General features: G+C 58.1%; 12 protein-coding genes. 6 read left to right on the forward strand and 6 right to left on the reverse strand.

Features of this window, described 5'->3' with window-relative positions:
• The first annotated feature begins 46 nt into the window (after positions 1-46).
• The gene (locus ACJO3M_RS04935; protein WP_407000907.1) at positions 47-706 is read left to right on the forward strand and encodes an alpha/beta family hydrolase; all 660 of its coding nucleotides are present in this window, start codon (positions 47-49) and stop codon (positions 704-706) included.
• On the opposite strand, the gene ACJO3M_RS04940 is transcribed toward ACJO3M_RS04935, so the two are convergent.
• Positions 703-2,544 carry a sensor domain-containing diguanylate cyclase gene (locus ACJO3M_RS04940; protein WP_407000224.1) on the reverse strand — a complete coding sequence of 614 codons (1,842 nt, stop codon included), beginning with the start codon at positions 2,542-2,544 and terminating at the stop codon, positions 703-705. The genes ACJO3M_RS04935 and ACJO3M_RS04940 overlap by 4 nt on opposite strands.
• A 118-nt stretch (positions 2,545-2,662) precedes the next feature.
• On the opposite strand from ACJO3M_RS04940, the gene rlmM reads away from it, so the two are divergent.
• A complete protein-coding gene (gene rlmM / locus ACJO3M_RS04945) occupies positions 2,663-3,739 on the forward strand; it encodes a 23S rRNA (cytidine(2498)-2'-O)-methyltransferase RlmM (protein WP_407000226.1) in 1,077 nt (358 codons plus the stop codon).
• 13 nt (positions 3,740-3,752) lie between these two features.
• Here the strand turns inward: rlmM and ACJO3M_RS04950 are convergent, their stop codons facing one another.
• The gene (locus ACJO3M_RS04950; RefSeq protein ID WP_407000228.1) at positions 3,753-4,037 is read right to left on the reverse strand and encodes an antibiotic biosynthesis monooxygenase family protein; all 285 of its coding nucleotides are present in this window, start codon (positions 4,035-4,037) and stop codon (positions 3,753-3,755) included.
• An 89-nt stretch (positions 4,038-4,126) separates the two neighbouring features.
• On the opposite strand from ACJO3M_RS04950, the gene tusA reads away from it, so the two are divergent.
• Entirely contained in the window at positions 4,127-4,366 is a 240-nt protein-coding gene (gene tusA, locus ACJO3M_RS04955; protein ID WP_407000230.1) for a sulfurtransferase TusA, read from the forward strand.
• Here the strand turns inward: tusA and dsbD are convergent.
• Complete coding sequence (gene dsbD, locus ACJO3M_RS04960; protein ID WP_407000908.1) at positions 4,347-6,173, reverse strand: protein-disulfide reductase DsbD; 1,827 nt, start codon at positions 6,171-6,173, stop codon at positions 4,347-4,349. The genes tusA and dsbD overlap by 20 nt on opposite strands.
• A 214-nt stretch (positions 6,174-6,387) precedes the next feature.
• On the opposite strand from dsbD, the gene ACJO3M_RS04965 reads away from it, so the two are divergent.
• The 3 genes from ACJO3M_RS04965 to pdxB are packed head-to-tail and all read left to right on the forward strand — an operon-like array spanning position 6,388 to position 9,443.
• The gene (locus tag ACJO3M_RS04965; RefSeq protein ID WP_407000909.1) at positions 6,388-6,966 is read left to right on the forward strand and encodes an elongation factor P hydroxylase; all 579 of its coding nucleotides are present in this window, start codon (positions 6,388-6,390) and stop codon (positions 6,964-6,966) included.
• A 6-nt stretch (positions 6,967-6,972) separates the two neighbouring features.
• Positions 6,973-8,268: a DEAD/DEAH box helicase gene (locus ACJO3M_RS04970; protein WP_407000232.1), complete on the forward strand. Its 1,296-nt coding sequence runs from the start codon at positions 6,973-6,975 to the stop codon at positions 8,266-8,268.
• Positions 8,269-8,288: 20 nt separating this feature from the next.
• Complete coding sequence (gene pdxB, locus ACJO3M_RS04975) at positions 8,289-9,443, forward strand: 4-phosphoerythronate dehydrogenase PdxB (protein ID WP_407000234.1); 1,155 nt, start codon at positions 8,289-8,291, stop codon at positions 9,441-9,443.
• On the opposite strand, the gene htpX is transcribed toward pdxB, so the two are convergent.
• From htpX to ACJO3M_RS04990, 3 genes are all read right to left on the reverse strand, one after another.
• Positions 9,444-10,328 (reverse strand): protease HtpX, encoded by an 885-nt coding sequence (htpX, locus tag ACJO3M_RS04980; RefSeq protein WP_407000910.1) that lies wholly within the window; start codon positions 10,326-10,328, stop codon positions 9,444-9,446.
• A gap of 94 nt (positions 10,329-10,422) precedes the next feature.
• Positions 10,423-10,905: a hypothetical protein gene (locus ACJO3M_RS04985; protein WP_407000236.1), complete on the reverse strand. Its 483-nt coding sequence runs from the start codon at positions 10,903-10,905 to the stop codon at positions 10,423-10,425.
• A 12-nt stretch (positions 10,906-10,917) separates the two neighbouring features.
• On the reverse strand, positions 10,918-12,132 hold the full coding sequence (locus ACJO3M_RS04990) for a pyridoxal phosphate-dependent aminotransferase (RefSeq protein WP_407000238.1): 1,215 nt from the start codon (positions 12,130-12,132) through the stop codon (positions 10,918-10,920).
• Between the last annotated feature and the right edge of the window lie 125 nt (positions 12,133-12,257).

Genomic DNA, 12,257 nt, shown 5'->3' on the forward strand with positions numbered 1-12,257 from the left:
GCTACAGGTCCCTATAATAGAAGCTTCGACTTACAAGGTGAATTGGATGGAAGTTTATAAGACCAATGGCCCTCATTCATGCTCGGGAAAGGAACCTGTGCTGATTTTAGCACATGGGGCCGGAGCGCCAGCGGACTCCTCTTTTATGGAAATGCTTGCCGAATCCTTGGCTGACGAGGGGGTAACCACCGTTCGGTTTGAGTTTTCCTATATGGCGAAGCGTCGAGAGGACGGCAGGAAGCGTCCACCCGAGAGACAACCGGCATTGCTGGCGCAGCTCGAACAGTTGATTGCGGAAATTATCGAGGGATCGCTGGCCGGACGGCCGCTGTTCATCGGCGGTAAATCCATGGGAGGGCGGATGGCGAGCCTGCTGGCCGCCGATCCCCGCCTGAAGCGACGGTTCAGGGGCGTTCTGTGTTTTGGCTACCCGTTTCATCCGCCAGGTAAGGACCGCTGGCGGACCGATCACTTTCCGGATTTCTGGTGCCCGGTCCTTATTATTCAGGGCACCCGCGATCCTTTTGGCAAGCCTGATGAAGTGAATGAGCGTCTGGCAATGCTTGCAGAGCCTGAACTGGTTTGGCTCGAGGGTGGAAACCATGACTTTCAGCCCTTAGCCAGGCAGCCGGAAACCCAGATTGGCCTGATTCAGCAGGCGGCGAGATCAGCGGCCGCATTTATGAGTCGCCAGACGGGACACTAGTCAACGACTGGCACCGTCACGGTTGCAATTTGGTCCCTTCCAGATGCCTTGGCCTGATACAGCGCCTCATCGGCCCGTTGAAACAGTGTTTGCTCATTTTCATCGGGAGCCAGTAGGGCAACGCCAGCGCTGAGTGTGATGGTGACGTTGGTGCCGTCATCCGCCGGGATCGCTGTGTTCCGCATGTCCTCCAGAATGCGCTGGCATACCCGATACGCGCCTTCCTGGTCGGTTCCGGGCAGGAGCAGCGCGAATTCCTCGCCACCAAAGCGGATGGCAACATCCCTGGGGCGCTTGACGTGCCGGCTGAGGATGTCGGCAATGCGTTGCAGGCACTGATCCCCGAAACCATGGCCCCAGGTATCGTTAACGTCCTTGAAGTGGTCGGCATCGATCAGGGCCAGGGTCAGAGGGTGGCCAGTCCTGCGGGCTTCGGCACACAGTTCGGGAAGCATGTTGTCGAGGTGCCTCCGGTTGTAAAGCCCTGTTAATGCGTCATTAAGGCTCATGGTCGCGAGTTTTCGATTGGCCCTCTCCAGCTCTCCCATGGTGTTGCGTAATTGGGCGGTGCGTTCATGGACCTTCGTTTCCAGCTCAGCGCGAGCATTGTGTTCCACATTGAGCAATTTCTGGTTGAGCAATCGCCAGCGCTGCACCAGGGCGTAGTTCAGCAGGATGACCTGAGCCCCGATGGCCGTCAGCATGAAAAACTCGCGGGCCAGGAAATCCGTCAGATAGCCGAATGCCGCCAGGGCGTAGATGAGAGCGCCTACCAGCATGACCGACCAGGCCATCACGTACCATAAGGCGGGCCCGTAGCCTTGCCGCCACCTCAGGATGCCGATGACAAACAGGCTGGCAATCACCGTCAGCACCAGAAATGTGTTGAACAGGATTGATTTGTTGTAGGGCAGCAGGAAGGTAATGATCAGAAGCCCGACGGATGACCAGGCCAGGGCACGCAAGGTGCTTGCTGAAAGGGTGTCAGGTTCAATTTCCAGGAAGGAACGTCCGAACAGCGTCATTGCCAGAGCACACAGCGCAATGAGCAACGGAATGGAGGTATTGGCGAAGCCGGTGCTGTCTGGCCAGAAATACTGATTGGCAAAGCCGCCCATGGCAAACAGGAACAGGCCCATGGACGCCATGTAAAAGGCGTTATGAAAGTAGTAGACCGTCCCCGAACTGAAGAACAGCAGCAGGTTGAACACTGCGAAGACCAGAAGCGCACCGTAGAACAGTCCATGAGTCAGGGTAAGGTGGTTGCTCTCGGCAATAACGGTCCCCGGAGTTTCAAGGGACAGTGGCACGTTCAGGGCGCCGCTGCTCCGTATTCTGAGGGTAATGCTCTGGTTTTCACCGGAGTCCAGGGTGACGGGAAGGAGAAAATACCGGTAATCTATGCCCCGCGACAGAAACGGGCGTTGGTCACCAGTGGCCATGGTAGTGGATGTGGAATCGCCGTCCTGCCAGAAAGTGACGTCATCCAGGAGCGGATAATTGAGTTTCAGGTACCACAATCCCCGTTTGTTTCCGGAGTTGGTCAGGTGTAAATGGACCCAGTACACCGAATCTGTGTGGCTGAACACCAGGTCATGGCCGCCGGCATCCTGCCACTCGATGGATTCCGGCAGTTCGGCAGGCGTGTTTGCCAGGTGCGCGGGGTCATCCGGGGCCGCTGCATGGAAACACACATGGCTCATCAGCACTTGCCGCTGTTGGGGTTGGCTGGCATCCAGGATCGGGCAGGGACTCCCGGGGTGGGCGGTCAGCGCCGGAGCCGTGCCCGCCAGAACCAGGGCCGTCAGCGTGATGAAGGTACGCAGGTAAAGCAGCATTTGTGAATTCCTGCCGGGAAGTAGTCTGCCAGTTTATCGATTGCCGATCTGGTTCACTGTTAAACAGTTTCAAATTCTCAAGGATTTCCTGTGGTGGGAATCCCGATAAAGGTGCTCCATGGAACACATGATCCTGTTTTGCCGCCCTGGCTTTGAAACAGAAGCAGGCCGCGAAATGACCGATGCAGCCGCTGCCGTGGGTGTTTTTGGCTATTTTGAGCCTCGTGGCAAACATGGTTACCTGTTTTTCTTCCTTACCGGGCCGGAAGGCGCCGACGAACTGCTCCGCCGGCTGAATCTGGAGGATATGGTCTTCGTCAGGGACTGGATGGTCGGGCTGGCGGAGCTGGCATTGCCCGCTGCGGACCGCGTTGGCGCGGTGATTGAGGGTTTGCAGGCCCTGCCTGGAGGATTTCCGAACTGCGCCAGGGTAGAGGTGCGGGTGCCGGAGGATAACGCCGACCGTGACCTTGGGAATTTCTCCAGGAAGTGGGTAGCTCCGCTTTCCCGGGGGCTACGGGGGGCCGGCCTGATGAAACCGGATCCGGACGCCGAGGCGCCCGCAAGGCTCGATATTCTGCTGCCGGGGTTTGAGCAGGCCGTGATCGGTCTCAGTCCCAGCGGCAACCGGGCCCGTTATGTCGGCGGCATTCCCCGGCTCCGCCTACCGGCATCGGCGCCGAGTCGATCGGCGCTGAAGCTCGAAGAAGCCTGGAAAGTCTTCCTGCCACCGGAACAGGTTCTCGATTATCTTGGGGGCGGCAAGCGTGCAGTGGACCTTGGCGCTGCGCCCGGTGGCTGGACCTGGCAGCTGGTCCGGCAGGGTATGATGGTGGCTGCGGTGGATAACGGCCCAATGAACACCGACCTGATGGCATCGGGGCAGGTTGAGCATGTAGAAGCGGACGGGTATGCCTGGAAACCCCGGCGCGGTGTTGACTGGATGGTCTGTGACATCGTCGATCATCCACGCCGGACCTCGAAGCTGGCGGTCGACTGGCTGAAGAACGGGCTATGCCGTTACACCATATTCAACCTCAAACTGCCGATGAAAAAGCGGTATGAGGAATGGCTGATCTGCCGCGATATTCTTGAGAGTGGTCTGGCGGACTCGGAGATGACGTTCCGGCTCAGGGCTCGTCATCTTTACCACGACCGTGAAGAAATCACCTGCTTCCTGGAGCGGGTGATGTAGCGGCAAAACCGGGTCAGCTCTGGTGGAGCACCGTGATGGCCTCGTCCTGATCCATCATGGGGACCAGTTCGGCCATCAGGGCTTTCCGTTCCTCGGAGCGGTACCACCGATCCCATTCCGCCTCCGACCGCCAGTTGGACAGCGTCAGCCGATGGTTGGGATCATGGGCATCCACCAGGGTCTCACCGGATATGAAACCAGGGGCGGCGACAGCCTGCTGCAGCACTTTGCGGGACCGTTCCTCATAGGCGGATTCAAGAGTCTCTGCGATATGACGTTCAATCAATACCCGGATCATGGCTTACCTCTTAACATTTTGACTGTTATAAACAATAATTTAGCACGTATTTTCAGAAATACATTGAATCAACCGACGGAGAAGCAGCCTTGCATGAGATAACGTTTGATGGCGAGCTGGATGCACGGGGGCTGTATTGTCCGGAACCGGTGATGATGCTCCACAACCGGATTCACGATGTGCCGGTGGGTGGAGTTCTCAAGGTCGTGGCGACCGACCCGTCCACCACCCGGGACATTCCCCGATTTTGCCAGTTTCTCGACCATCAACTGGTGCACAGTGAAGAGAGCGGAAACGAGTTCTTCTTCTTCATACGTCGAGGGAGTTGAGGTGCGCCAGGAACTCGTCCCTGTCCATTTCACCCAGTACCCGGGTTTCTGACGACAGTTCGCGGCCATCGCTCCGGTAGAACAGGATAGCCGGCGGCCCGAAAAGTCCCAGTTCCTCCAGGAAGGCCTGCTGAGCCGGGGTGTTATCGGTCATGTCAATTTGCAGGAGCGTATAGGGTGCGAGCGCCTGGATAACTGACGGATCACTGAAGACATTGCGTTCCATGACTTTGCACGATATGCACCAGTCGGCATAGAAGTCGAGCATGACCGGCCGTTGCTGCTGGCTAGCCGCTGTGATCAGCGACTTGATTTCTTCCGGGGTCTCCACCCGTCTGAAACCCGCATGCTCCCGGGAAATGCCGGCACCGCTGTCGGCTGTTGCGGTGTAGGGTGCCAGTGGGTTCAGCGGATCCTGTGCACCGCCAACGGCGCCGGCGAGCAGCGCCAGGCCATAGGCGAACATGACCAGTCCCAGACCCTTGCGGGTTCTCTCCCAGCCAGCCCTGGCGGCGTCAAACGCGCCGAGCTGGACACCGGTGATGGCAACCAGTAGGCCCCACAGCGTCAAGGCTGCCCATGCCGGAACCAGGCGTTCGACCAGCCAGATCGCGACCGCCATCAGCATGACACCGTAAAAGGCTTTGACCACGTTCATCCACGGACCGGTCGCCGGCAGCAGTTTGCGACCACCGACGGCCACCAGGATCAGGGGGATTCCCATGCCCAGGCCGAGGGAAAACAGGGCAATGCCACCCATCAACGCGTCCTGGGTTGTGCTGATATAGAGCAGGCTGCCGGCCAGCGGCGCGGATACGCAGGGGGATACAATCAGTGCTGATAGTGCGCCGATGCCGAAAATACTGAACACGCGCGTACCGGTCAGGCGGTGGCTGGCGTCGTTAAGTGGTTCCCGGATAAAGCGGGGCAGCTGGATCTCGAACAGGTTGAACATGGACAGGGCAAAGACCACGAACAGGGTTGCGAACACCCCGAGAACCCAGGGGGATTGCAGTTGCGCCTGCAGGTTGAAGCTGGCGCCGAGAAGCCCGGTGATCACCCCGGCAGCAGCGTAGGTGAGCGCCATGCCCAGCACGTAGCTTCCGGACAGCATCAGGGCGTGGCCCGTGGTGCGGGTGTTGCGGCCGGAAACCAGGGACGAAATGATCGGAACCATGGGCAGTACGCAGGGGGTAAAGGTCAGCCCAAGGCCCAGCAGGAGGAAAACCGCGGCGATGGCGAGGGTGGACTGTTCCGAGAGGAAGCCTGCCAGGCCGGTGGCCGAATTGGTGTTGACGCCTGCCGAGCTGCCGGCATTGCTATTGGCACCGGAATCCGTGTTGGTGCTGCCAGTGTTGGTATTACCTCCGCTACCAGCGTAATACAGAACGTCCCGGGTTTGCGGCGGGTAACACAGACCGGCTTCAGCGCAGCCCTGGTAGGTCACCCGAAACTCTGCTTCCCTGATACCTTCTGGCAGAGACACAGGCACGCGCGCTTCGACCGGCTCGTAGAAAACCGTTACCTCTCCAAAGAACTCGTCCTCGGTGGTGGTTCCCTGTAGTGAGAACTGCGGCTCCCCCAGGGTGACCCCCTCGGTCACCGATTCAACGGACACCCGGGTCTTGTAGAGGTAGTGTTCCGGCGCCACGTCCCAGGACAGCACCACGCTGTCGGTGTCGGTGAGGTAGCTGAACGGAAGTGCCTCATCGACGGGCAGAAAATCGCCGTTGTTTCCGAACAGGGAATTGCCCGAATTGCCCAATCCCCAGGCAGCGGCCGAGAACAGCAGGAGAAGCAGTGCCATGGCGCCACGTCGGGCCGGCATGGTGATGCGGAGGCGGCCGGTGGTTAAAGCAAACTCGGTCATAGAGGCTTCGGGATCCTGGCTGGTGATTTTAAGTATCGTCACTACGGGATTATAACCCGGGAATGGCAAGCTTCAGGTTGCAATGGACAAACCTGCCACCCTAAAGTTCCCTCTGGTATTGAAGGGTTTAAAGTCGCACAATAGCGACCCAATGAATCACAATCCAGACGATCTTATCATGCTGTTCAATGACCTGTTCCGGGAAAATCACCGGACGGTCCTGGTCAGGGGCAGTGATGAACCTGAATACCTGCCTGCTTCGGAGGCCGGCGGCGTTGCACAGATTATTTTCGCTCACGGCTATTATGCAAGCGCCTTGCATGAGATCAGTCACTGGTGCATCGCCGGCGAATATCGCCGGACTCTCAGGGATTACGGATACTGGTACTGCCCCGACGGCCGTTCAACGGCACAGCAGCAGGCATTCGAGCAGGTCGAGGTCAAACCTCAGGCTCTTGAGTGGCTTTTTTCCGTGGCTGCGGGGGCCCGCTTTCATATCAGTGTGGACAATCTCTCCGGAGACGGGGCAGCAGATGAGGCAGGCTTTCGCCGCAAGGTAAGGGCGCAGGCCAATAGTTACCTGGAGCATGGAATGCCGGCACGCGCCCGCGCATTTTTTGACACGCTCAGGTCATTTTATGGAACCGGAGACACCTTTGAGCACGCCTGGCAGGAAGAGTCCCGGCGCCTGGGTCCCCTGAGTTTCACTACAAACATAAAGGAAGACTGAATATCTATGACATCTGACCCAAACGATACCGGCAAGACGCTGTTCAAGGATCTTAATCTGGATCAGCGCCTGCTGGATGCCATCACCGACATTGGTTTTGAGCACTGCACCCCGATTCAGGCCGAAACCCTGCCGTTCACCCTGGCGTGCCAGGATCTGATCGGTCAGGCACAGACCGGCACCGGCAAGACCGCTGCGTTCCTGATCACCGCCATCCAGAGCCTGCTGGAAACGCCGGTCCCGCCGAAGGACCGTTTTGCTTCAGAGCCACGTGTGCTGGCTCTGGCGCCCACCCGCGAGCTGGCCATGCAGATCGCCAAGGATGCGGAACAATTGTGTGGTTACACCGGGCACAACGTGGTGACGGTCGTTGGCGGCATGAACTACGATAAACAGCGGGATCAGCTGCAAAACGAAATCGTCGATATTCTGGTGGCGACACCGGGGCGTCTGATCGATTTCCTGGGGTCCCAGGACGTGTTCCTGGACCAGCTTGATATCCTGATCCTGGATGAAGCGGACCGTATGCTGGACATGGGGTTTATACCTGACGTCAAGCGCATCATTCGCAAATGCACGCCCAAGGAAGGGCGTCAGACGTTGTTATTCAGCGCTACCTTTAACCAGGACGTACTCAACCTGGCGTCCATGTGGACCAGCAATGCCGAGTTTGTGGAAATCGAGCCCGAGCAGAAAACCGCAGAGCGGGTAGAGCAGACGGTTTACCTGGTTGGCGAGGACGAAAAGTTGCCGGTATTGGTGAACTACCTGAAACGACCGGAGGTGGAGAAGGCCCTTGTCTTTGCCAACCGTCGTGACCAGTGCCGGGATCTGGATGAGGATCTGCGTAACCAGGGGGTCAAGGTGGCCTTGATGTCCGGGGAAATTGCCCAGAACAAGCGCCTGAAAACGCTGGAACAGTTCAAGAAGGGCGACATCCAGGTATTGGTGGCGACCGATGTGGCCGGACGGGGAATACACGTCAACGGCGTGACCCATGTTTTTAACTACAATCTCCCCGAGAACGCCGAGGATTACGTGCACCGTATCGGCCGAACCGGCCGTGCCGGTAAGACCGGCGTATCGGTCAGTTTTGCCAGTGAGGATGATGCTTTCTCGCTGCCGGCGATCGAAAGCTATATCAGCCAGAAACTCAAAACCACTGTGCCGGATGAAGAGCTGAGCGAGGCCATGCCCAATTCACCGATTACCAGAAAGCGTGGCGGACGTCGTCCCCAGGGTAATCGTGGGCAGGGTGGGCGCAATCAGGGCGGGCGCCCCCAGCGACAGCGCAGGAACTAAAGAGGCCGGAAGACCAGACCATGTTGATCGTAGCTGACGAAAACATTCCCCTACTGGATTCGTTCTTTGGTGATATCGGTGATATTCGCCGGGTATCGGGGCGTACCCTGTCCCCCGGGGATGTGAATGATGCTGACATCCTGCTGGTACGTTCGGTAACCCGGGTTAACGAGGCGCTGTTGAAGGACAGCAGGGTTCGCTATGTCGGCACCTCAACCATCGGGACCGACCATGTTGACCTGGCCTGGCTGAACTCCCGTGGCATCGCGTTTTCCGCAGCGCCCGGATGTAATGCCAACAGTGTGGCTGAATACGTGTTGTCCGTGCTTTCACTGTACGCCGAAAAACAGGGGCTGGAGGACTGGGAAACGCTGAGCGTTGGTATTGTGGGCGCCGGTAACGTGGGCAGTGAACTGGCGCGCAAGCTGGAAAAGCTGGACTTCACCGTGCGCCTGTGCGATCCGCCAAGGGCGGAACAGGAAGAGGGCGGGGAAGAGGGCTTTTGCAGTCTGGACGAGGCACTGAAATGCGATGTCATTACCCTGCACACGCCACTTACCAGGGAAGGTCCCCACGCTACGTTCCACATGATGGATCAGGCCAGGCTTGACCAGCTCAGTGCCGGTCAATTGCTTATTAATACCAGCCGGGGCGAAGTGATTGACTCAGTCGCACTTCAGGAACGCCTGGATGCCGCCAACGCACCCACTGTTGTGTTGGATGTGTGGGAGCAGGAGCCGAAGATCAATCCGCAACTGCTGGACGGTATCTGGCTGGGTACGCCTCATATCGCCGGATACAGCCTTGAAGGCAAGGTTCAGGGGACTGAGATGATCTATCAGTCTCTTTGCCGGTTCCTGGGTTTGCCAGTGCGCAAACAGGCGGGTCAGTTTTTGCCGGAATCGGCGCTAAGCAAGTTGTCTTTCACGAGTGCGGCGGAGGAAATGGACGCCGGCAATATTGCCATGCGCTCTTGCTACGATCCTCGCAAGGACGACGCGCGCCTCCGGTTGACCATGGCGTTGCCGGCAGAGGAGCGTGGCAACGCCTTCGACCGGTTGCGCAAGAACTACCCCGTGCGGCGGGAATTTTCCAGTGTGAAGATTCAGCTCAAGGGCACCAGTAAGTCCCTCCAGGACACCTTCCGTGCCCTGGGGTTCAAGTTGAAAATCTGATCAGATGTTTGCACTCTGAAGGGCTTCAATGCGGGTTTCGAGCGGCGGATGTGTCATAAACAGGGCGCTCAGACCGCCTCGGGCGCCCCGGTTGATGCCAAACGCCTGCAATGAATCCGGCATCTGGTCCGGTACCTCGCTTTCCTGTTTCAACCTTGCCAGTGCGCTGATCATGGCGCTGCGGCCCGCCAGTTGAGCGCCGGCAATGTCAGCCCGAAACTCCCGACGCCGCGAGAACCAGAAGACAATGGTGCTTGCCAAAATGCCGAGGACTATTTCCGCCGCAATACTGACCACGAAAAAGCCGATGCCATGGCCGCTCTCGTTCTTGAATACCACCCGGTCGACAAAAGAGCCGATGACCCGGGAAGCGAAGATGACGAAAGTGTTCACGACGCCCTGAATCAGCGCCAGGGTCACCATGTCTCCGTTGGCGACGTGGCCGATCTCATGACCCAGAACGGCGCGGATTTCGTCCTTGTTGAAACGATGAAGCAGGCCCTCGCTGACCGCCACCAGTGAATCGTTTTTATTCCAGCCCGTGGCGAATGCGTTGGACTGGGATGCGGGGAAAATAGCGACTTCCGGCATGCCGATGCCAGCGTTTTTTGCCAGTTCCCTGACGGTGTCCACCAGCCAGCGCTCCGCGGGTGTGCGGGGTGAATCGATGACCTTGGCTTTGGTGCTCCATTTGGCCATCGGTTTGGAGATCAGCAGGGATACAATGGCGCCGGCGAAGCCGAATACGGCCGCAAAGGCGAGCAGGGAGCCGTACTGGATCCCGTTCTGGGCGAGGTAGCTGTCCACGCCAAGCAGGCGCAGGGTGATGCTGGCGACAATAATGACCGCCAGGTTGGTGGCCAGAAACAACAGAATGCGCATGATCGGTTCCTTGGTTCTCTCGTTATCCACAAAGGCGACAGGTTTCCGCCTGTTTATATTTGGGCGACCAGCCCGGGTTCAATAGGTTTACGCGGATTTAATGATCGCTGGCCAGCGCGGAAGTTCCGCCAAAGAACGCGCCTTGCATCACCTGGCTGATGGTGGCCGAGCTGCCGCTTCGCAGGGCATTGCGGATAAGGTGGATATGTGTCGAAAGATCCTGTCTGACGGACTCGGGCAGTTGATCCTGATCCCGGGGCGCCAGATTCTCCAGGCGTGCCAGTAGTCCGGCGCTGGCAGGGGTGCTTAGGCGAACAAAGGCTTTCTGGGTGAGAACAGCCTGGTCCAGCGCCTCCTGGCGAATGGTATCCACGTAGCGAAGCAGTCCCTCCTCTTCGAGCCAGAGCAGGGCGCCAAAGCACGCCATGTGGCGTTTGCTGTGCAGGCCGAACTCGTCCGGTTCATCCGGGCCGGCAATGTCTTCCACAAACAGGTTAATGCGTCTGGGAAAGGCGCTGTATAGCTGGACCAGGGCGATGGCGGCGTCTTTAAAAAATTCCTCTACGTGTATGTCAGCCATATGCTGCACCGATTATTGCTGATAGGTGGACAGGAAATGGGCGAGGCGCGTCATGGAGTCCTCAAGGGTGTCGACCCTCGGCAGGAACACCACCCGCAAGTGCTGTTTGTCATCAATATTGAAAGCGGAGCCCTGGACCAGCAGAATCCTTTCCTGCAACAGCAGGTCGAGTACCAGCTTTTCATCGTTCATGATGGGGAAGCGCTTGGGATCGAGTTTCGGGAACAGGTAGAGCGCGCCTTTCGGTTTCACGCAGCTGACGCCCGGGATGTCATTGAGCAGTTGCCAGGCGGTTTCCCGTTGCTCGTACAGGCGTCCGCCCGGGGCAACGAGATCGTCAATGGACTGATAACCGCCAAGGGCGGTCTGAATGGCGAGCTGGGCAGGCACGTTGGCGCACAGCCGCATGTTGGATAGCATCTCGATGCCTTCGATCAGGTCCCGGGCGCGATGCTTGGCGCCGCTGATGATCATCCAGCCGGAACGGTAGCCGGCAGCCCGGTAGTTCTTCGACAACCCATTGTAGGTGAAGAAAAGCACGTCATCGGCCAGGGAGGCTGTGGATACGTGTTCGGTTCCGTCGTACAGGATCTTGTCGTAGATTTCGTCCGAGAGGATGATCAGGTTGTGCTGGCGCGCCAGTTCGATAACCTGTTCCAGCAGCTCGCGGGAATACACGGCACCGGTGGGATTGTTGGGATTGATCAGAACAATGGCGCGGGTCCGCTTGGTTATTTTCTTGCGGATATCGTCAATGTCCGGGAACCAGTCCTGCTTTTCGTCGCAGTGATAATGCACCGGCTTGCCGCTGGAGAGGGTAACCGCCGCCGTCCACAATGGGTAATCCGGGGCGGGGATCAGCACTTCGTCACCGGTGTTGAGCATGGCTTGCATGGACATGACGATCAGCTCGCTGACGCCATTTCCAAGAAAGATGTCGTCAATATCGACCTTGTCGATGCCTCTTTTCTGGCAGTAGTGCATGACTGCCTTGCGGGCGGAGAACAGGCCTTTGGACTCCACATAGCCCTGGGCCAGAGGCATGTTGTAGATGACGTCCTGCTGGATTTCCTCGGGAACGTCCAGTTCAAACGCCGCGGGATTGCCGATGTTGAGTTTCAGTACCCGGTGTCCCTCTTCTTCGAGGCGACGCGCCTCACGCAGAACCACGCCCCGTATTTCATAGCACACGTTATCCAGCTTGGCGGACTTGTAGTAATTCTGCATAGGACTCCGGTTTCCTTAACCTGATATCAGTAAAATCAAAAGACAAGCCTGTATTCTAGCGGAGCATGACCGCCCGGCAACAGGTCAATTGTGATGAATTGTGGCTAAATCATGGAGATTTAAGG

It is taken from the genome of Marinobacter alkalisoli (assembly GCF_045449795.1).
In the GTDB taxonomy this organism is placed as follows: domain Bacteria; phylum Pseudomonadota; class Gammaproteobacteria; order Pseudomonadales; family Oleiphilaceae; genus Marinobacter.